The sequence below is a fragment of the Dyella sp. C11 genome, assembly GCF_003121485.1.
Taxonomy (GTDB): Bacteria; Pseudomonadota; Gammaproteobacteria; order Xanthomonadales; family Rhodanobacteraceae; genus Dyella.
In genome coordinates, this window is sequence record NZ_QAVX01000023.1 from 26,011 (window position 1) to 46,684 (window position 20,674).

Genomic DNA, 20,674 nt, shown 5'->3' on the forward strand with positions numbered 1-20,674 from the left:
ATACTTGAGTGCTTACTGCGTCAGCGCGCGGGTCATGCGCGCCAGGCGTCCACGGGCCGAGCCATCGATCACTTCGCTGCCGGTATCGATCACCACGCCGCCAATCAGCGAGGCATCGACCTGGGTTTCCAGTTCGATCTCGCGCTTGAAACGGCGCTTCAGCGATGCCTTCAGCTGTTCGGCCTGGGCGGCGTCCAAGGCGAACGCACTGGTCACCTTGACCAGCAGCTGCGACTCGGACTCACGCTTGTAGGTTTCGTACAGCGCAGCAATTTCCGGCAGCAGCGACACGCGGCGGTGTTCGGCCAGCTCACCCAGGAACTGGGCGAACGGTGCATCGGCGGCCATGCCCTGCGGCAGGTGCAGCGCGACAAGCTGTTCCGGCGACACGCGCGGATCGTTGCCGAAGCCGGCCACGCGCGGGTCCTTCGCCACTTCCGCAGCGAAGGCCAGCGCCTGCGACCACGCGCCAAGCGAGCCGGCCTCGTGGGCCAGCTCGAAGGCAGCGCGTGCATAGGGGCGGGCGAGGGTGATTGCCTGCGCCATGGCTTAGATCTCGGCCACGAGCTGGTCGAGCATCGCCTTGTGGGCGTTGGCGTCGACTTCGCGCTGCACGATCTTCTCGGCACCCTGGACAGCCAGACGGCCAACCCAGCCGCGCAGTTCCTCGCGAGCACGCTGCTGCATGCTGACGATTTCCTCGGCGGCATTCGCCTTCAGGCGATTGGCTTCGGTCACGGCTTCGGCGCGAGCCTTGTCCACGATCTGATTGGCCTGCGCCTGGGCGCGCTCGATGATCTCGTTGGCCTGTTGACGGGCCTGCTTGATCTCGGTGGCGACCTTGGCGTCGGCGTCCTTCAGTTCGGCGCGCGCCTTTTCGGCGGCGGCCAGACCATCGGCAACCTTCTTCTGGCGCTCTTCAATCGCATGATTGAGCTGCGGCCAGATGAACTTGGTGGTGAACCAGACCAGGATGGCAAAAGAGACCATCTGGCCCAGGAAAGTCAGATTGATATTCATGAGCTTTCCAACTAACTCCGGTAACGCGTTAAACCGCCAATCGCCGCAGCGCACATGCGCCGCGGCGACTCATATCGCCGATTAGTGACCGGCGGCAGCCTGCACAGCGGCAAGCAGCGGGTTCGAGAACGCGAACAGCAGCGCCACGGCCAGGCCGATGATGAACGCAGCGTCGATCAGGCCGGCGAGCAGGAACATGCGGCCCTGCAGCAGCGGAACCAGTTCCGGCTGACGAGCGGCGGACTCGAGGAACTTGGAACCCATGATGGCGATGCCCAAGCAAGCGCCGAGCGCGCCGAGGCCAATGATGATGCCGATGGCGATGGCGGTCAGGCCCTGCACATGGGTAAGAAGTTCGGCGACGTTCATGGAATTCTCCTGTGGATCTTTCTAAAGAGTGATAAAGGCAAAGCGGTTTAAAGCGGAACCGGATGGAACAAAAACTCAGTGATGCTCGCGCGCCGTGGCGATGTACACGATGGTGAGCATCATGAAGATGAACGCCTGCAGCAGGATGATCAGGATGTGGAAGATCGCCCACGCCGTATTGAAGATCACGCCCGGCAGGAAGCTGATCCAGCCCGCGAACAGGCCGGCGATCAGCATGAACACCAGCTCGCCACCGTACATGTTGCCGAACAGTCGCATCGCGAGCGACACCGGCTTAGACAGGTATTCCACGACGTTGAGCAGGAAATTGAATGGGACCAGGATGGCCACGACCACCGGGTTGTGCGCATGGAACGGCGCGGTCATCAGTTCCTTGCCGAAGCCCAGGCCACCCTTGGCCTTGATGCCATGGGCCAGCACGATGAAGAACACGGCCAGGGCCAGGCCCACGGTGGTGTTGATATCGGCGGTGGGCACCCAGCGGAAGAAGGTGTGGTGGGCCACTTCGGCGCCGGCGGCGGTCTTCACCGTCCAGCTCGGGGCATCCAGCGGCAGCAGGTCCATCGCGTTCAGGAACGTGACCCACATGAAGATGGACAGCGCCAGCGGCGTCACCGTGCGACGGTCGCCGTGGAAGGTGTCCTTCACCTGGGTGTCGACGAACTCGACAATGATCTCGACGAAGGCCTGACCCTTGGACGGCACGCCCGAGGTCGCCTTGCGGGCCATCAGCCAGAACCACAGGCAGAACGCGGCACCCAGCAGGAAGGCCACGAGGATCGAGTCCACATGGATCTTCATGAATGCGCCATCACCCAGGCTCACCACATTGTGGTGAAGGTGATGCTGGATGTATTCGGTTAGTCCGCCCTGCGGCTCGCTTGCCATGTGTTAGCCCTTGAATCTGAACGCCAGCAGATTTATTGCGTAAGCAGCCACCAGCCCCGTGATGGCAGCTAGTGGCGGTAATTTCCATTGACCCAGGATCGTGATCAACCCTCCGAAGATCACGACCCACTTGAGGACCATACCGGACACCACGTGCCACAGGCTTGTTCCGCCGTCACCCAAACCCCTGAAGGTACGCCACGCCAACAGCGCGGTGCCCAGCGCCACGATGGTGGCGCCTGCAGTGGCTGCCAACGCTTCGCGCGGCCCCTGCATCAGGAAGGTGAGACCCACGATCGCCGCGACGGCAAGCTGCAGCAAGATAATGCGCAGCGCCAGACGACGACCGGAAGCAAGACTGTTGATCACGTGATGTTCCCGCGCGGCTTCGCTCTAGGCGGCACCGAACCAGCTGCGGGCCACGGTCCAATCCCAAAAAGTATATCAGCGAGGCATTTAGAGCGACAAGCCGCACCCGGCGCGACATCTTGTCCAGCCGCCGAACCGTTCACAAAAGAGGGGCGATCGCGAGAACTCGCGAATAGAAAAAGGGCCGGACAAGAGTCCGGCCCTTTGACGCAACTGGGGGGAAGAAGCGCTGCGTCTACAAGCGGTATTACTTGGTGGCGGCAGCCGCAGCCTTCTTGACGGCGGCGACCGGTGCGGCCACGGCGTCGTTGGCGGCCTGCTGCGGTTCCTGCACCAGGGCACCCAGCGATTCGGCGGTCTTCTGCGTCACGGCGATGATTTCCTGGGTGACCGACACGGCGCGCTCGGCGTTCTCGCGGCTCGCGGCGGCAGCCTTTTCCCACAGGACGCGAAGGCCGTCCACGTCGCGGGTTTCGAGTGCGCCACTGATGAAGTCAGCGGCCGCTTCGGACTGCTTTTCCAGCGCGCGGATCTGCAGTTCGGCGATCTGCTCGAAGCCCTTCAGGGCTACCGACTGAGCCTTGAAAGCGCTGTCGGCCAGCTGCTTGGCGTAGGCGAAAACCTGGGCATTCAGTTGCTGCGTCATGACGTGTTCCCTCGACGGGAGTGTGGGTAGTGGCACGTACCCTACCAAGTCATTTTGTGCAATGCAATATATCTTCGCTGAACGAAGATGCGTGTCACAAAAATTTCAAGATTACCAACACATTACATTCAAACGCTTGTTTATTGCGCCGCATCAAAAGCTGTCGCGGCTACAACTGGCGCCCGAGGTGCAGGTTTCGTGCACCACCACCTTGTCCAGCCCCGGCAGGGACGGCTCCAGGCGCTTGAAGATCCAGCGACACAGCATCTCGCTGGTGGGGTTCTCCAGGCCTTCGATCTCGTTGAGATAGTGATGATCCAGCTGGTCGAACAGCGGCGCGAACGCGGCTTTCACGTCGGCAAAATCCATGACCCAACCGAGCTTGGGATCAGGTTCGCCTTCCACGTGGATCTCGATCTGGAAGGAATGGCCGTGCAGCCGTGCGCATTTGTGCCCCGGCGGCACGTTCGGCAGGTGATGGGCGGCTTCGATATGGAAAATTTTGAAGATATGCATGCCCGCCATTCTACCGCCTGAGCCTTTCCGCTTCCGGAAGGCCTTTTCGGGGCGCCAGGAACGGGCCAAAACGCCTCGTTCCAGACGAACGGCATAGACCAAGTACCTACATTCTTTCTGCCACATGGCCAGGCGTCGGGCCACGTCGGCGGTGTTAGCGTCCCGCCGTTGGATGGGAAGGGCGTGCCACTCAGGCGCGGCGCAGGTCATCGTCGGGGACGCGAGACATGAAGGCACCCATCAGGACCAACAATTTCGACCTCATCCGCCTGCTCGCGGCGGCGCAGGTGGTGGCGCACCACGGCATTGATTATCTGGGACTGGATCGCGTCCACGGTTTCGTGGGCCTGCTGGCGCAGGCGATCCGTTTCTTTCCCGGCGTGCCGATCTTCTTTTTCGTCAGTGGATTCCTGATCAGCAAATCGTACGAAAGCAGTCCGAACGTGTTCGAGTACGCGCGCAATCGCGTGTTGCGCATCTATCCGGCATTGATCGTGTGCACGCTGCTCAGCGCAGGCGCCGTCTTTGCGCTGGGTTATCTTCCCCGCCCTGATGCGCCGCTGCCCAAGCTTGCCGCGTGGCTGGTCGCGCAAATGAGCATCGTGCAGTTCTACAACCCGGACTTCATGCGCGGCTTCGGCGTGGGCGTGCTCAACGGCAGCCTGTGGACCATCACGGTAGAGCTGCAGTTCTACGTGGTGACACCTGTCCTTTATGCGGCGCTGGGACTGAAGCACCGGCGCGGCACGCTTCCCTTGCTGATGCTCACACTGGCATTGCTGATACCGAACCTCGCCTACTGGCATGCCGACCCGGAAAACCATCCCGCCACCCTGCTCAAGCTGTTCGGCGTGTCGTTCCTGCCCTGGTATTACATGTTCCTGGTCGGCGTGCTGGCGCAGCGCAACTTCCACCGGCTGCATGCATGGCTCGCAGGCAGGGCGTTGCTGGCCGGAGCCGCCTACGTGGCCGCCACGCTGTTTGCCGTAAGGGTGCTGAGCTGGGGCGCGAGCAATGACATCCACCCCGTGCTTTACATGCTTCTGGTGGCCTTCGTGTTCTCCATCGCCTACACGTGGCCCACGTTGGCGGAGAAGCTGCTGCACCGGCAGGACATCTCCTATGGCGTGTACATCTATCACATGCCCTGCATCAACGTGCTTCTGGTGCTGGGCATGAAGGGCCACCCGTCGGCGCTCGCGCTGACGTATGCGCTGGTACTGCTGGTTGCATCCCTGTCATGGGCGCTGGTGGAACGGCCCTGCCTGTCGATGAAACGCGGCGGCCTGCGTCACGGCATGCAAACCGATGAGCAGCCATCACTGCCGCTGGCGACAAGTGTTACTACGACGGCCGCGCTGACACCGCACAACAAGTGACGGCGCCGAACACGCCACTCAGTCGACACCCGCTCACGAATCGAACCACTCCAGGACAAACCACGCCGACAACGTTTCCCCCGGGGCGAGCACGCGCGCCCGAGCGAGATTCACGGCATCCGGCGGCGCCGTTTGCGGCTCGACGCAGGTGGCATGGGTGGGTTGGTCGTACACCACCCAGTCGTGGCAGTCGGAGGTCAGACGCACGCGCTGCCCTTCGCGGTGGAGAACCACGGGCTTCACATTGACGAAGCAGTCGTCCCACGGTCCCGATGGCGGTGCCGCTGTGGGCAGCGTTGCCATGCCTTCCGCATCACGCGGATAGATGGCCTCCGGATGAAAGTCGAGCCGATCGGGCTTGTGGAACCACGGGTGCCATCCCAGCGTGGCCGGCATCGCATGCTCGCCCGCGGTGACCGACATTTCCATGCGCAGCACATGCCCGCTCACGTGGAAGCGCTGGTGCGCACGGCCGCCGAATGGCCAGCGCGTGTCCACGGGCAGCTCCAGCGACAACTCGACCTCGTGCGGGCCATGCGCATCCACCTGCCATGGCATCGCCAGGCCCACGCCGTGGATGGCGTGTGCACCCAGGTTGACCGGCAGCGCATGCGCATCGCCGTCAAAGACAAACTTGCCGTGCCGGATGCGACCCGCCCACGGCACCATCGGATAGCTACCCCACGCGATCATGGCGCGGTGATCGGCATCGTGACCCACCAGCCACTCCACGCCATCGCAGTGAATCTGCGCCACGCGCCCACCGGCCGAGGGGGCAATGGCGACACTCAGCCCATCACTGCCGATATGCACCAGCTCGCCCGGCGCAAGCGCCGCCTGCGCGCTATCGAACGACATCACGGAACCGTCGCGCTCAGCCGCCATAGGGATCGATCTGCCGGATGCGTCCGTCCGCATCGTAGGTAAGCTCGGTCATCTTGATGGAGCGCAGGTGCGTCACGCCGCCCGACAAAAGCGAGTCGTGATAGAAGAGGAACCACTTGCCTTCGACTTCGCAGATCGAGTGGTGCGTGGTCCAGCCCACCACTTCCGTAAGCATCACGCCTTGATAGGTGAAGGGCCCGTACGGGTTGTCGCTCACCGCGTAACACAACCGATGCGTGTCGCCGGTGGAGTAGGACAGGTAGTACCTGCCCTGGTAAGTGTGCATCCACGGGCCTTCGAAATAGCGTCGATCATGATCGCCGGCCAGCAGCGGCGCGCCGTGTTCGTCGACGATGACGATCTCGCGCGGCGCTTCCGCGAACTGCTTCATGTCGTCGCCGAGGCGGGCGATGCGCGGTCCCAGCGCAGGCTGGTGCGGCAATGGCTCGCGATGACCTTCGTCATACGCGTTGTCGCGGTACTTCTGCAGCTGTCCGCCCCAGATGCCGCCGAAAATCATGTAGAAGCTGCCGCCGTCGCCAAAGACAGCCGGATCGATGGAATAGCTGCCTTCGATGGCTTCGGGCTCCGGTGCGAACGGACCTTCGGGGCTATCGGAAACCGCCACGCCGATCTGGAACAACCCGTTGCTGCGCTTGGCGGGGAAATACAGGTAGTAGCGGCCATCTTTGTTCGCCGCATCAGGCGCCCACATCTGTCGCTCGGCCCACGGCACGTCCTTGACGTGCAATGCCACGCCGCAATCCACGACTTCTGCGCCCGGCTTTTCCATGCGGAAGACGTGGTAGTCCTCCATGCAGAAGTGATCGCCGTTGTCGTTGAATGGCACGCCGCCCTCGATGTCGTGCGAGGGGTAGATGTAGATCTTCCCGTTGAACACATGCGCCGACGGGTCGGCGGTGTAGATGTGCGTTACCAACGGCTGCGAAATGGCCTTGGCGGCCAGCGCCTTCAGATCGGCCGACGTCGTTTCATCCGACATGAGTAGTTCCGTCAAAACGGGTGTTCAGGAAGCCGCAGCGGCCGCGAGTCGTCGTTCGCCCAATTCCTGCTCGATACGCCGTTCCATCGACCGGTCGATGCGATAGAAAAAGAGCAACACCACCGCCAGCAGGAACGGGATGGAGCAGAACACACTCACCGTGAGGCGAATGCCGTTGACCACGCCCGGCGATTGCGATGCCGCTTCGGCGACATAGCCGTAATGGGCAAGAATGCCGGCAACCAGCGCGCCACCCACGCTCAGGCCCACCTTCAAGCCACAAAGCATGGCCGAGAAAATGATGGCCGTCGCACGGCGCCGGTTGCGCCATTCCGAGTAGTCCGCCACGTCGGCGATCATCGCCCACAGCAACGGAATGGTGATGCCGTAGAAAAAGCCATGGAAGATGTAGGACACCACCACGAAGCCGATGGCATCCGGCGAATAGACATAGAACGCCAGCAGGAACAACGTGGAAGCGAACAGTGCACCACCGAACACGTCGCGCTTGCCAAAGCGGTCGGCCAGCTGCTTGGAAAAACCGATGCCGATGATCATGAAGATGATGCCGAGCGCGTTGAACACGCTGAACGCGGACGTCGGCGCATCTTTCGGCCATCGGAACTCGGTGAGGCCCACGCTCGCGAGCACGTGGTTCAGTCCGGCGATGAAGCCGTTGAAGCCCACGCGATCGAGAAACGAAGTCAGCTGCGCATCGTCCAGGTAGTACTTGAAATAATAGATGTACATGCCGCCCTTCAACGCAAGGTTGACGAACAGCAGCACCGTGATGGCCAGCGTGATCTGCCAAGGCCGATTGCGCAGCAGGTCGGTCAGGTCATCGCGAATGCTGGAAGATTGTTCCTTCGCCGGCACGATGCGCTCGCGCGTGGTGAAGAACGTGATCAGGAAGAACACCGTGCCCACGATGGCGAAGATCGTCATGGTGTTGTGGAAACCGCGCGCCTTGTCGCCGTCACCCAGGATGAGCACCAGCGGCAGCAGCAGTACCTGGATGATGAACTGCGCCACCATCACCGCGACGAAGCGATACGACGACAGGCTGTTGCGCTCGGCCATGCTGCCGGTCAGCACGCCGCTCAGCGCCGCATAAGGGAGATTGTTGGCCACATATACCAGCACCAGCAGCGTGTAGGTCGCCATGGCGTAGGTGATCTTGGCCTCGCCGCCCAGGGACGGCGTGCTGAAGGCAAGCAGTGAAAGCACACCGAACGGCACCGACGTCCACAACACCCATGGACGGAACTTGCCCCAGCGCGTGTGCGTGCGATCGGCCACCAGACCCATGATGGGCGTGAACACGAAGGCACCGAGCAGGCCCACCACGAAGATGATGCCGGCGGCGGTGCCTGCGGGAATACGGAATACATCCGTGTAGAAGAACGCCAGGAACGTCACCAGCGTCTGGAAGATCAGGTTGGCCGCGAGGTCACCCAGGCTGTAACCGATCTTCTCGACGACGGAGAGGGTTTGCGAATGGCTGTTCATGCGAATCGATACCACGGCAGGTCATGACCGAAGTGACGCGATACGACCGAGTCGACCCGCCCCACGTCGCGACCCGGCCGGCGAGGGAGGACGCCGGACGGGCCGCGGAAGTTTCGTGCAACGGTTCGTTGATCAGAACGTACCGCGCACGCCCAGCATGATCGTATAACCCGGCGTGTAGTACGAGTACGCCGCGTTGTTGTACGTGATGGTCTGACGGAAGTTGGCCTTGGTCAGGTTGATCGCGTTCAAGGTTACCGTGGGCTTGGAGATCACGTCAGCAAACTGGTAACTCGCCGACAGGTCGAGCTGGCCGCGCGCATCCGTCTTGATCTGCGCAAAGGGCAGGCCGTTCTGGTTGGCGGTGGAGCTGATCTGCGCGGAGTTCCACGTGTACGACAGGCGCACCATCGCACCGTAGTTTTCCCAGTACGCCGTGGCGTTGTACGTGTGTGGGGACACGCCAATCGCCTGCGCCGGAACGCCCGCACCAATGTTCTTCTGCGAGGTGACCGTGTAGTTGGCCTGCACGCCAAGGCCCTTCACCACGAAGTCCAGCGGCTGCACCCAGTTCGCTTCGGCACCCTTGATGAAGAGCGTACCATCGGCATTCACCTGTTGCGTCACCTGTACCTCGGCCTGCGACGGACCACCACGCAGGTTGATCGCCTGCTGCTGCGTGTCGGTGAGCGAGGCAAACGGAATGCCGAGCTGATCGAACGGAATCAGGTTGGTGCCGTTGACGGTAAAACCGTTGATGCGCTTGCCGAACAGGTCCAACGCGAGGTAACCCTCGTTGCCGGTGTACCACTCGCCGCCAAAGTCCAGGTTGGTGGACAGGTACGGTGCCAGCTTCGGATTGCCCTGCGTGGCGATTTCCGCCGCCGGGTCGCTGAAGTTGGTGTTGGGCACCATCGCGCTCGGGTCCGGACGCGTCAGCGAACGGGAAGCGGCGAGGCGCAGGATCACGTCATCGGTGGCGTTGAAGGCCGCGTTGAACGACGGCAGGTAGTAGCCGTACGAATTCTTGAGCGTGATGTACTGCAGCTGCGTGCCGATGGTCGACGGACCGGCAATGGTCTGGTCGGTAGCCGCGTGACGCACGCCGCCGTTGACGCGCAGCTCGTGACCATCCAGATCCCACTTGCCGTTGCCTTCCAGGTACCAGGCCCACGTACGTTCCTCGATGTTGCCCGCATTGGCGCCGCTGGCGGCGGCAGTGGTGAGCGGCGCGGTGGCGTTGAGGTAGTCGTAGTTGGTGTCGGCCATCAGCTGGGCGTAGTTGATGGCAATGAAGCCATCCTTGCCCGGCGTGATGTACTTGCCCCAGCCGTTGGCACCGACGGCAGCGTTCACCGCCGTTGCCCAGGCGGCCGAGTTGTCGTAAGCCTTGATTTCGCGCGTGACGTCGTCGTACGCGATACCCGTACGCAGGTTGTTGCTGTCATCGCCCCACTGCAGATCCCAACGCGTGCCCTTGTTGTCGGTGGTGCGCGTTTCGTTCTGGATGTTGACGCGGTAGTACTGCCAGCCCAGGTTCGGATCGTTGAGATCCACGCTCGGCGTGATGGTGGGATAAGCACCACCGGTGTTGTTGTAGTTGACCGAAATGTTCTGGTTGAGCGGCGTCTGCACATCGATCGACGGCGCGTACTGGCGGTACCAGCTGCGCTGCGTATAAGCCTGGAAATCCACCTTCCAGTCGCCATCGCCCAGCAGCAGCGTGCCGCCCGGATTGATGTTGTAGAACTTGGTGTGCTGGTCGTACGGGCGATCTTCCAGGAAGTACTGCGCATTGGCGAAGTTCGCCTGCGTCACCACGTTGTTCTGGTCGACCTGCATGTCGGTCGGAATCAGCTGGCCGCTGCGACCCACCAGGTTCATGTCCAGGCGATCGAAGTGCTTTTCCTTCTGCGAGAAAAGCGTATCGAGGTAGAAGTGCGCCGCATCACTCGGGCGCCATTCAAACGACGCCATCGCGGACTGGTGATCGTTGGTGCCGTCCGTGTAGGCATCGCGACCCAGGCGCGGAATCAGCGCGTTGGCGATCTGCGACGTGGTCAGGCCCGGGTTGTTCGCGAGCAGCCAGGCGTTGTTGATCACCTGACCCTGCGTGAGACCAAGTCCGGCGTTCGCCGGCACCGTGCCGGGAATGACCCAGCTGCCACCCGCCGGGCTGCAATGGCCCGCCGCCGTGCCGCACTGCGCCGCGGTGAGCTGCGGCGTGGTCCAGCCAACGGTTTCAAAACCCTTGACGTCGTAGTCGCTCCTCGACGCGGTGTAGCCCACCGTGGCGCCGAAGGTGCCTTCCTTGTTGGTCCAGCTGCCGATCAGCGAACCACGCGGCTTGGTGTCCTTGCCGATGGAGTTGTACGAGCCCTGCGCCGAATACGTCAGGTGCGTACCCGGGTTGTCGAACGGGCGCGTGGTGCGCATGTCCACCACACCCGCCACGCCGCCTTCGGTCATGCTGGGCGTGGGCGTCTTGTTGACGGTCAGCTGCGTGAAGAATTCCGTCGGCAGCAGGTCAAGGTCGACTTCGCGATTCTGGTTCTGCGAGTTCAGGCCGCCGGCCGACGCCACGGCAAGCTGGTCGCCGTTGAGCATGATCTTGGTGAAGTCGGTGCCCAGGCCGCGAATCTGCACGTTCACGCCTTCGCCGTCGACGTCGCGCGTGAGCTGCACGCCCGGCACGCGGTTCAGCGATTCGGCGATGTTGGTATCGGGGAACTTGCCGATGTCTTCGGCGTATACCGAGTCGGTGACGTTGGTGGCGTCACGCTTGGCGTCGGTCTGGAACTGGATACTGTTGCGGTAGCTGCCGCTCACGTTCACCGCGCCAAGCGTCTTGCTCTGCTCGGGCGATGCCGGCGACGCAGCGTTGCTGGTGTTGGTGGTGTTCTGGCCATTGGCCGGCGCCGTGGTTTTCTTCGGCGGCTGGGTCTGGTCCTGGGACGGCGTCTGCGATGGCGTGGCCTCCTGTGCCTGCGCGGCTCCCACCGCACCCAGCAAGGCAAGACTCAATGCATGCGACAACACGGTTCTAGCGATACGGGCTTGCACCATACTCCCCTCTCGATTCTGTTGGCGAAATCGCCCCCGAGCACCTGAGCGGCACTCGCCGATTCCTTCATGTGCTGCAAATCGCTGGCCACACACTAGCTCCCCCAGTTGCGGCCCGGGAGAAAAGGTAGCGCTAACAATCAAGACCCGCACGCTGCATGGCAGCATGCCTTTTTAGATCCTGAAAAATGCTTTGAAAGCAGGCTTAAACAGGCTATTTCGGCCATGTGCACATGCACAACGAAACCAAAGTGACTTTCCTGAAAAGCGGTGGCAATAATGGTAGCGCTATCAATTACAGCGCGACGCAAACGGGGACGGGATGGCACGTGCAGATGACACAGGCGACGTGATGTTGCAGGCGAACAGCGCCGACATGCCGCATGCGAGCCATGCGGATGGCACCGCGCTGGCAGCGCTGCCCGGCAAGGTCGGCAACTATCGGTGGCGCATCTGCGCCATGCTTCTAGCAGCCACCACCATCAGCTATATCGACCGCCAGGTGCTCGGCGTTCTGGCGCCTTTCCTGCAGGAAAAAATCGGCTGGACCGAATTGCAGTACAGCAGCATCGTCACCGCGTTCCAGGCGGCGTATGCCATCGGCCTGCTCTGTGCCGGCGCGGTGATCGATCGATTCGGCACGCGCATCGGTTACGCATTGGCGATCGGCTTGTGGAGCGTGGCGGCGATGAGTCATTCGCTGGCCACCGGCGTGCTCAGTTTTGCCGCTGCGCGTTTTGCCTTGGGACTTGGTGAAGCGGGCAACTTTCCGGCGGCCATCAAGGCCGTCGCCGAGTGGTTTCCGCAACGCGAGCGCGCACTCGCCGCCGGCATCTTCAATTCCGGCTCGAATATCGGTGCCATCGTGGCGCCGTTGCTGGTGCCGATTGTTGCGGCGCAATGGGGATGGCAGGCCGCTTTTCTGTGCACCGGGGTGCTGAGCGCCACTTGGCTGGTCGTCTGGCTGCGCACCTACCGCACGCCGGAGGAAGAGCCGCGGCTGTCCCCGCGGGAGCGTGCCTACATCGGCACGGAGCCGATGCGGACCGCATCACGCATGCCGTGGTCCGCACTGCTGCGCCACCGCCAGACATGGGCTTTCGCCGCCGCCAAGTTCATCACCGACCCCATCTGGTGGTTCTTCCTGTTCTGGCTGCCCAAGTTCCTGCATGCCGAATACGGGCTGAGCCTGCTTGAACTGGGCGCGCCGCTGATCACCATCTTTCTGCTCGCCGATGCAGGCAGCATTGCGGGTGGCTGGCTGGCAGGCCGACTGATCAAGCGCGGCATGAGCGTGAATCGCGCGCGCAAGACCACCATGCTGATCTGTGCGCTGCTGGTACTCCCGGTCATGTTCGCGGCCAAGGCGAATCATCTGTGGCTGGCCGTGGCGCTGGTGGGACTGGCGACTGCGGCGCATCAGGGTTGGTCGGCCAATGTCTACACGCTGACGTCCGACCTGTTCCCACGTCACGCCGTGGCATCCGTGGTCGGCATCGGCGGCTTTGCCGGCGCCGTGGGCGGCATGTTGATTTCCACCGTGATCGGCCTGTTGTTGCAGGCCACCGGCAGCTACGTCCCGGTGTTCCTGATGGCAGGCAGCGCGTACGTTCTTGCGTGGATCGTCGTGCAATGCCTGGTGCCACGCATGGAGCCGGCCGTGCTCGAAGCGGTCACTGGCACCGGAGAGGCGTAAGTCATGCGCCTCTTGCCCGCCGTCGCATTGATGCTCGTCGGCGCATTTCTGTCATTGCATGCGCAGGATGCCTCCTTGGCCGCCAACCAGCCTAAGTTCCTGGGCAGCGCCTACAGCGCCAAACAGATGAAGGATTTCGCTGCGTACTGGAACAAGGTCACGCCGGAGAACGCCGGCAAGTGGGGCAGCGTCGAAGCAGTACGCGGCCAGATGAACTGGGCCGCGCTGGATGAGGCTTATCACTTCGCCAGGTCGCACGGTTTCCCGTTCCACATGCACGTGCTGGTCTGGGGACAGCAGCAACCCGCCTGGATACGGAACTTGCCGGCTGCCGAACAACGCCGTGCCATCGAGGCCTGGTTCGACGCCGTCGCCGCGCGCTATCCCGACCTCGACTTTGTCGAAGTGGTGAACGAACCCCTGCATCATCCACCGCGCGGCAAGCGCAAGGATGCCGGCAATTACATCGAGGCGCTCGGCGGCGACGGCGCCACCGGCTGGGACTGGATCATCACGTCCTTCCGTCTTGCGCGTGAGCGCTTTCCGCACGCGCGGCTGCTGATCAACGACTACGACATCACCCACAGCGATGCCAACACGCGACGCTATCGCGACATCATCGCGCTGCTGCAGAAAGAACACCTGGTCGACGGCATCGGCCTGCAGGAGCACGCGTTCGAAACGAAACCCGATGTTCCCATGGCCTCGCACAAGGCCAACCTGGACCTGCTCGCGCAGACAGGGCTGCCGATCTACATCACGGAACTCGATATCGACGGCCCCAGCGACGCGCAACAGCTCGCCGACTACCAGCGCATCTTTCCCGTGTTCTGGAGCCACCCGGACGTGGCCGGCGTCACGCTGTGGGGGTTTCGTCCCGGACTGTGGCGCCAGAAACAGAAGGCCTACCTGATTCGCGCCGACGGCAGCGAACGCCCCGCGTTTGCGTGGCTGACCCAATACGTACGCGACACGCGCGTTACCGCACCATCTCACTCCCTTGCTTCGAACGATCAACCCCGCGCGCCACAACAGACACCCGACACGCCATGACCACGACACCCCATCCCCTGACGCTGCACGACGATCGACTCTTTGCGGCCGACCCCGTGCAGCGCGCCATCGCGCAGCGCTTGTACAGCCACACCCGGCATCTGCCGATCATCAGCCCGCACGGTCACACCGACCCCTCGTGGTTTGCCGGCAACGAAGCGTTCGCCAACGCCACCGAACTGTTGCTGCTGCCCGACCACTACGTGTTCCGCATGCTCTACAGCCAGGGCGTTCCACTGGATGCGCTGGGCATTCCGCGAGCGGATGGTACGCGGGCCGACGTCGATCCGCGGGAAGCCTGGCGCGTATTCGCCAGCCGTTTCCACCTGTTTCGCGGCACGCCGTCGTCGATGTGGCTCAACCACGTGTTCCACGATGTCTTCGGCCTTCGCGTGCGGCTGGACGCGACCACGTCGGATCACTATTTCGACCATATCAACGAAGCCCTTCAAACGCCGGCGTTTCGCCCGCGTGCCTTGTTCGAGCGCTTCAACATCGAACTGATCGCCACGACCGAATCGCCGCTCGATCCACTCGACCACCACGCCGCCATCCGGAGCAGTGGCTGGAAAGGCCGTGTGATCACCGCTTACCGACCCGACGCGGTGGTCGATCCCGAGCACGAGCAGTTTCCGCATGCACTACGCGCATTCGGGGAGATTACGGGTGAGGACGTATACACGTGGGAAGGCTACCTGCGTGCCCATCGACAGCGGCGTGACTACTTCGCGCGCATGGGCGCCACATCGACCGACCACGGCCACCCCACCGCGGCAACGGCCGACCTTTCGCGCATCGATGCACAACGACTGTTCGAGAAGGTCGTGCGTGGGGGTGCCTCCGCAGCGGACGCCGAACTGTTCCGCGCCCAAGTGCTCACCGAAATGGCAGCCATGAGCCTGGACGACGGCCTGGTGATGCAGATCCATCCTGGCTGCTTCCGCAATCACAACCGTGCCTTGTTCGAACGCTTCGGTCGCGACAAGGGCGCGGACATCCCCCTTCGCACCGAATACGTGCACGCCCTGAAACCGCTGCTGGATCGCTTCGGCAACGAACCGAATTTCCAGCTGCTGTTGTTCACCCTTGACGAGAGCACCTACAGCCGCGAACTCGCCCCACTGGCCGGCCACTACCCCGCACTGTTCCTCGGCCCCGCATGGTGGTTCCACGATGCCCCGGAAGGCATGTGGCGCTTTCGCGAACAAACACTAAGCAGCGGCGGGTTCTACAACACGGTGGGCTTCAACGACGACACCCGCGCGTTCCTTTCCATTCCTGCACGGCATGACGTTGCAAGGCGCGTGGATTGCGCCTTCCTCGCCAAACTGGTTTCCGAGCACCGCATGGATGAGGACGAGGCGATGGAGGTGGCGATGGATTTGGCTTATCGGCTGCCGAAGAAGGCGTACAAGCTGTAGTTGGGTTTGAGGATAGGGCGGTGATGTCTACGCCCTCCCTCTTCACCGTAATGATGAGTTGGGCTCGCCGAAACCTCTCCGAGCTCAGCTTTGGCTTTGGCTTTGGCTTTGGCTTTGGCTTTGGCTTTAGTTATTTTGCTCTTCGGGGTCCCCGTATGACAGCGGCGTGCGGGTGAAGGACCAGCCCGCAGGGTGGCTCGCATGGATGCGAGCCAGTTTGTCGTCAGGGCAGGATGCCCTGTCGACAAACCCCGTAACCCGCGCGCGGACCTGGAGGGCTGAAAGCCCGGAAGGCGCGGTCATCCGGGGGGCCCTTTCTTTTGGTTACTTTTCTTTGGGCAAGCAAAGAAAAGTGACCCGGCGATCGGCAGATCGTCGGAAGCCCGCGGCAGGCGGGCCAGGTCGCAAGAGCGCAAAAGAAGAACCAATCATCGTCACGCGACAACCTAACGCGAAGGCGCTGGATCCCGGCCTGCGCCGGGATGACGGTGAGGGGTAGAGACGTCATCGCGAAGATGACGGTGAGGGATAGGAGCCTCGTCGCCAAGATGGTGGAGCGCGATAGAAACGTGCCCGCCAGCACCCACCCCTCACCCCAACCCTCTCCCCGAAGGGGAGAGGGAGCTAAAGCCCTGGCCCCAGATGTTGTCTTCGCAAGCAGCGAAACAAGACATCACCGCGTAATCGCATTCACCCGCACCCGATACATATGAAACCCCTTCGGGTCCATCATCAACTGCCGCCCCTGGTTACTCTGATCGCCATTCAGCCGCCGCAACACGACCCATTCAGAACCATGGCGCTCAACCTCCTCGATGCTGCTGATGCCCGCCACTCGCGCATCCACATCCGGATCGCGCTTCACGTTCACGTACAGCCCGCTACCGATCACATAGAACTCATCCGCACTGGTTTGCAGCACCAGCATGGCGCCGTCGTCCGTCAGCAGCTCCTTCTTTGGCCACGACCGCGCCAGCGTGCCCTCGAACACGTAGCCGCCCAGCGCAACTGCCTGCGTGGGCCGTGGGCTCTGGGCATGCAGCACCAGTGCGCGTGTGCGACCCGCGGCTTGCGCGGAGGGCAGCATGTCGCCCAGTGAACCCAGCAAGCCGTAGACCTGCATGATCAGCGGCTCGGCTTCGTCCTTGGCCGGCATGGGCACGCTGTCGATGTCGAACGGTGAGAACCCGAAGCCCCTCGCTTCGCCATAGGCGTAAAGCGCGTTGTAAGGGGAAGGCTCGAGCCTGGCTTCGGGTACGAAGATGGGATTGCCAAGCGCCTGGTAACGGGTGATCCAATACTGGAATTCCGGCCAGTAGATGTCCGGCGAATAGAAGTCGATGTGCGTCGCCACGGCGCGATACACCTGCTGGAAATACGGGTGAGGTCCACCACTGGGATATTCGCCCGCCCGCTCGAGAAATGCCGGCAGCTGCACGTTCAGGTACATCGGCAAGGCATATTTCGCTTTCCCTGCCGCGGCCACGGCATCGATATAGCCGGCGTAGTGGTATGCCATGAATACCTCGTTGGCCGCGTCGCCGAACACCTCGCTCCACGTGTGTCCCTGCGGATTGAAGTGCGCGGCGAGCTCAGGCGTAAGGCTCGCACGGCCGGCTTGCAGCGTGGCGATGAGCGAGCTGGGCACGTCACCTCGAAACGCCTGATTGGCCGTGTCGGAGCGATCGCGTCGTTCACCGACCACGCCCACTTCGTTCTCCACCTGCACCATCAACACGGTTTGCTGCGCATCTTTCTGCCGCACGTGCTCCATCAATGCGGCGAACGCCCGGCTATCGCTTTTCAGCGTCTCGGCGCCAAAGGTGGAGAGAATCTCCAGCGGCGATCCATCCACCGCTTTTGCCCTCGGGAAGCGAACGGCGTCCGCCTTGACCCAGGCCGGCGCGTATTCGGAAAAGCCGTTCTTCCACGTGCCGAACCACAGCAGCACCAGGTGCTGTTTGTGACTGCGCGCCACATCGATCCAGTGGTCGAGGATGCGGAAATCGAAGCTCCCTTCGGTCGGCTCGATCTGCTCCCACGCCACCGGCATCAGCACGGTATTGACGTGCTGGCTGGCGAGACGCGGCAAGATGGTGTCGGCCTGCGCGGCCGTGCCCGCCGACGAATTGCCAAGTTCGCCAGCAAACATGATGTACGGCTTGCCATCGACCAGCAGCTGGCTGGCGCCGTCTTTCAGCGTGACGCGTGGCAGGTCGGCTGCATGCACGACGGTCGCCAACAGCGCGACAAGTGTGCCGACCAGCAGGCGGGCGTTCTTTCCGTGGGGCATGCGTGGCTCTCTTGCACGTGATCGTCTGGTGGTTTTCATGCGGCGCAGGCGTCGCTCAACGCCCGTTCCACGACATGTGGCGTGCCTTCGCCGAGTACGGCGTAAGCGTGGCGAAGCGCCCCGATGAACCGCGTATCGTCGGACAGGGGCGCGAACACCGCATCCAGCGCCATGAATGCCGCGACGTCGCCGGCAGCATTGCCGGTGCACGCCACGCCGATGGCCGTGAGCACGTCGTTCATAGGGTCAATCAACGCTACGCCGCGCGTCGCCTGACGACGAACAAAGTGCATCCAGGCAGCGATGGGCAGACAAAGTGCATCGATGTTCCGGCCAAGCGCCAGCGATTCACCGATGGTGCTGAGCAGTCGCACGGGAAGCTTCTGCGAGCCATCCCATGCAATCTGCGAAAGGCGATGGCGAATGGATGGATTGCGGAAGCGCTCAAGGATGGCATCGATGTACGGGTTTGCATTCATGCCATCGGGCAAGGCGATGGCCGGTGCGATGTGTGAGCGCATCAGTTGTTCGACGAAACCGCACAGCGCCCCGTTGGCCATGGCGTCGCCCACGCTGTCCAGGTCCATCAGCGAGCCCAGATACGCCAGCGACGAATGCGCGCCGTTCAGTAGCCGCAACTTGGCGCGGTCGTAGCCGGCGATGTCGGTACTCAGGGTGACGCCGACGTGTTCAAGCGGCGGGCGTTCGTTGCAGAAGCGATCCTCCACTACCCACTGCGTGTAGAGCTCGCGCTGGATGGGCCATGCGTCGTCCACGCCGAGTTCGCCACGTACGCGCTCGCGCAGGGCATCGTCGGTGGCCGGTGTAATGCTGTCGACCATGGAACAGGGAAAAGCCACGTGGTCTTCCATCCATGTGGCAAACGTCTTGTCGAGCGAACCGGCGAACTGCAACGCCGCGCGCCGCAAACGATGGCCGTTCGCGGCAAGGTTGTCGCAGCTGAGTACCGTGTAGGGCGCCACGCCCTGCTGCCAGCGTCGATGCAGGCCGGCGACCACGTAACCGATGGCACTGCGCGGCGCGTGCGGCGTGGCCAGGTCATGGACGATATCCGGATGCGACAGATCGAGTCCGTCGCCGGCCAGGCAATAGCCCTTCTCCGTGACCGTGAGCGTGACCAGGCGCACCTGCGGCTCAGCGAGTCGCGATAGCACGAGGGCCGCGTCTTCCTTCGCCCAGAGCAGTTCGCGGATCGAGCCGATGACACGCAAGTGGCTTTCCTGCCCCAGCAGGGCCAGGGCGTAGAGCCCATCCTGCGGTTGCAGCGCATCGCGCACATCGCGGCTGTGCAGGGACACGCCGCAGATCGCCCAGTCAGGATGCTGAGCCAACACGTCGTCCAGATAAACCGCCTGATGAGCACGGTGAAACGCGCCCGCACCGATGTGCACGATGCCGAGGCGAGTCTGCGTGATGTCGTAGGCCGGACGCTGCACCGATGGCGGCAACGCGCCCAGTGTCTGCGCCGAAAGCCGCGCGCCGTGTTGCTGCCTGTCCATCAACGCCTGACCTCGAAACCTTCGTTCCGCAGGAAAGCCTGCATGTCTGCTTCGCGCAGCAGGTTCACATCGCCCGGTACGGAGTGCTTGAGGCACGCGGCGGCAAGGGCGAAATCCAGCGAAGTCTGTTCGGTCATGCCACGCAGGAAACCGTGCAGGAGACCCGCGGCGAAGGCATCGCCACCGCCGATGCGATCGACGATGCCCGTGAGAGCGTGCGCGCCCGTGCTGAACGTATGTTCGCGTGTGGCGAGTTGGGCGCTCAGCTGCTGATCGTCGACGTTGCTGTGGCGGCGATCGGTGGAAGCGAGGTACGCCAAACGGGGAAAGGCCTCAAAGGCCGCGCAGGCGGCTGCGTGGAAACGCGTGCCTGCCGGCGCCTGGGTGAAGTCGCTGCCCAGCGCCAATGCCATGTCGCGATCGTTGCCGAAGACCAGATCAGCCTCGCCCATGATCCGACGCAGCCACGATGGCGCCTGCGGCAGGCGATCGCCCCACAATTTGCTGCGGAAGTTGCCATCGAAAGACACGCGCACGCCCAGTGAACGCGCAGCTTGCGCGGCAGCGATCGCAGTCTCTGCCGTGCCTTCGCACAAGGCGAGATTGATGCCGGACAGGTGCAGCCACTGCGCACCATCGAGCAGCTTCGGCCAGTCGTATGTGCTGGCAGGCGTGCGCGCAAACACCGAATCGGCACGATCATAGATGACCTCGGAAGGGCGATGCATGGCGCCGGGCGGCAGGAAGTACATGCCCATGCGCCCAGCCGAAAAATGCACTGCGGAGGTGTCCACGCCATGCCGACGCAATTCACCCGCACAGGCATATCCGATGGCCTGGTTAGGCAGCGCGCTCACCATCACGCTGTGGTGACCGAGGATGGCAAGCGATGAAGCGACATTGGCTTCCGCGCCGCCAAAACGGGCCTCAAGGCGTGGCGACTGCAGCAACATCTCGGTGCCGGGCGGCGAAAGACGCAGCAGCAGTTCACCGAAGAAGACGACTCGCGAAGGCTGGTTCATC

General features: G+C 62.8%; 17 protein-coding genes and 1 pseudogene. 4 read left to right on the top strand and 14 right to left on the bottom strand.

Annotated features, from left to right (window positions below; all coding sequences use genetic code 11):
• Positions 1–12: 12 nt before the first annotated feature.
• The 7 genes from DK366_RS18105 to queD form a co-directional block, all read right to left on the bottom strand.
• Positions 13–546 carry a F0F1 ATP synthase subunit delta gene (locus DK366_RS18105; protein ID WP_109126954.1) on the bottom strand — a complete coding sequence of 178 codons (534 nt, stop codon included), beginning with the start codon at positions 544–546 and terminating at the stop codon, positions 13–15.
• Positions 547–549: 3 nt separating this feature from the next.
• On the bottom strand, positions 550–1,020 hold the full coding sequence (locus DK366_RS18110) for a F0F1 ATP synthase subunit B (protein WP_109126955.1): 471 nt from the start codon (positions 1,018–1,020) through the stop codon (positions 550–552).
• 81 nt (positions 1,021–1,101) lie between these two features.
• Positions 1,102–1,389, bottom strand: a complete 288-nt coding sequence (gene atpE, locus DK366_RS18115) for a F0F1 ATP synthase subunit C (RefSeq protein WP_109126956.1) — start codon at positions 1,387–1,389, stop codon at positions 1,102–1,104.
• Positions 1,390–1,464: 75 nt separating this feature from the next.
• Positions 1,465–2,298, bottom strand: coding sequence for a F0F1 ATP synthase subunit A (atpB, locus tag DK366_RS18120; RefSeq protein ID WP_109126957.1), 834 nt, complete (start codon positions 2,296–2,298; stop codon positions 1,465–1,467).
• 3 nt (positions 2,299–2,301) lie between these two features.
• A complete protein-coding gene (locus tag DK366_RS18125) occupies positions 2,302–2,667 on the bottom strand; it encodes an ATP synthase subunit I (RefSeq protein ID WP_109126958.1) in 366 nt (121 codons plus the stop codon).
• Between the two features lie 247 nt (positions 2,668–2,914).
• Entirely contained in the window at positions 2,915–3,313 is a 399-nt protein-coding gene (locus tag DK366_RS18130; protein WP_109126959.1) for a phasin family protein, read from the bottom strand.
• Positions 3,314–3,466: 153 nt separating this feature from the next.
• Positions 3,467–3,829 carry a 6-carboxytetrahydropterin synthase QueD gene (queD, locus tag DK366_RS18135; protein ID WP_109126993.1) on the bottom strand — a complete coding sequence of 121 codons (363 nt, stop codon included), beginning with the start codon at positions 3,827–3,829 and terminating at the stop codon, positions 3,467–3,469.
• Positions 3,830–4,056: 227 nt separating this feature from the next.
• Here queD and DK366_RS18140 point away from each other — a divergent pair, with 227 nt between their 5' ends.
• Complete coding sequence (locus DK366_RS18140; protein ID WP_109126960.1) at positions 4,057–5,208, top strand: acyltransferase; 1,152 nt, start codon at positions 4,057–4,059, stop codon at positions 5,206–5,208.
• A gap of 33 nt (positions 5,209–5,241) precedes the next feature.
• Here the strand turns inward: DK366_RS18140 and DK366_RS18145 are convergent, their stop codons facing one another.
• From DK366_RS18145 to DK366_RS18155, 4 genes are all read right to left on the bottom strand, one after another.
• Complete coding sequence (locus DK366_RS18145; RefSeq protein WP_232821109.1) at positions 5,242–6,093, bottom strand: aldose epimerase; 852 nt, start codon at positions 6,091–6,093, stop codon at positions 5,242–5,244.
• Positions 6,083–7,096 (bottom strand): glycoside hydrolase family 43 protein, encoded by a 1,014-nt coding sequence (locus tag DK366_RS21465; RefSeq protein ID WP_198651620.1) that lies wholly within the window; start codon positions 7,094–7,096, stop codon positions 6,083–6,085. The genes DK366_RS18145 and DK366_RS21465 overlap by 11 nt, the downstream gene beginning before the upstream one ends.
• A gap of 24 nt (positions 7,097–7,120) precedes the next feature.
• Entirely contained in the window at positions 7,121–8,605 is a 1,485-nt protein-coding gene (locus tag DK366_RS21470) for an MFS transporter (protein WP_198651621.1), read from the bottom strand.
• Between the two features lie 132 nt (positions 8,606–8,737).
• Positions 8,738–11,668: a TonB-dependent receptor gene (locus DK366_RS18155; protein ID WP_109126995.1), complete on the bottom strand. Its 2,931-nt coding sequence runs from the start codon at positions 11,666–11,668 to the stop codon at positions 8,738–8,740.
• 376 nt (positions 11,669–12,044) lie between these two features.
• Between DK366_RS18155 and DK366_RS18160 the strand changes: the two genes are divergently transcribed.
• The 3 genes and pseudogenes from DK366_RS18160 (at position 12,045) to uxaC (ending at position 15,838) form a co-directional block, all read left to right on the top strand.
• Positions 12,045–13,364, top strand: coding sequence for an MFS transporter (locus DK366_RS18160; protein WP_232821110.1), 1,320 nt, complete (start codon positions 12,045–12,047; stop codon positions 13,362–13,364).
• 30 nt (positions 13,365–13,394) lie between these two features.
• A pseudogene (locus tag DK366_RS18165) lies at positions 13,395–14,330 on the top strand (endo-1,4-beta-xylanase); the annotation flags it as partial.
• Between the two features lie 83 nt (positions 14,331–14,413).
• Entirely contained in the window at positions 14,414–15,838 is a 1,425-nt protein-coding gene (gene uxaC, locus DK366_RS18170; protein WP_109126963.1) for a glucuronate isomerase, read from the top strand.
• 673 nt (positions 15,839–16,511) lie between these two features.
• On the opposite strand, the gene DK366_RS18175 is transcribed toward uxaC, so the two are convergent.
• From DK366_RS18175 to DK366_RS18185, 3 genes are read right to left on the bottom strand one after another with little or no spacing between them, the layout of a single operon-like run.
• The gene (locus DK366_RS18175) at positions 16,512–18,131 is read right to left on the bottom strand and encodes a DUF5597 domain-containing protein (protein ID WP_198651622.1); all 1,620 of its coding nucleotides are present in this window, start codon (positions 18,129–18,131) and stop codon (positions 16,512–16,514) included.
• A 35-nt stretch (positions 18,132–18,166) separates the two neighbouring features.
• The gene (locus DK366_RS18180) at positions 18,167–19,651 is read right to left on the bottom strand and encodes a mannitol dehydrogenase family protein (protein ID WP_109126965.1); all 1,485 of its coding nucleotides are present in this window, start codon (positions 19,649–19,651) and stop codon (positions 18,167–18,169) included.
• Complete coding sequence (locus DK366_RS18185) at positions 19,651–20,673, bottom strand: sugar kinase (protein ID WP_109126966.1); 1,023 nt, start codon at positions 20,671–20,673, stop codon at positions 19,651–19,653. The genes DK366_RS18180 and DK366_RS18185 overlap by 1 nt, the downstream gene beginning before the upstream one ends.
• Between the last annotated feature and the right edge of the window lies 1 nt (position 20,674).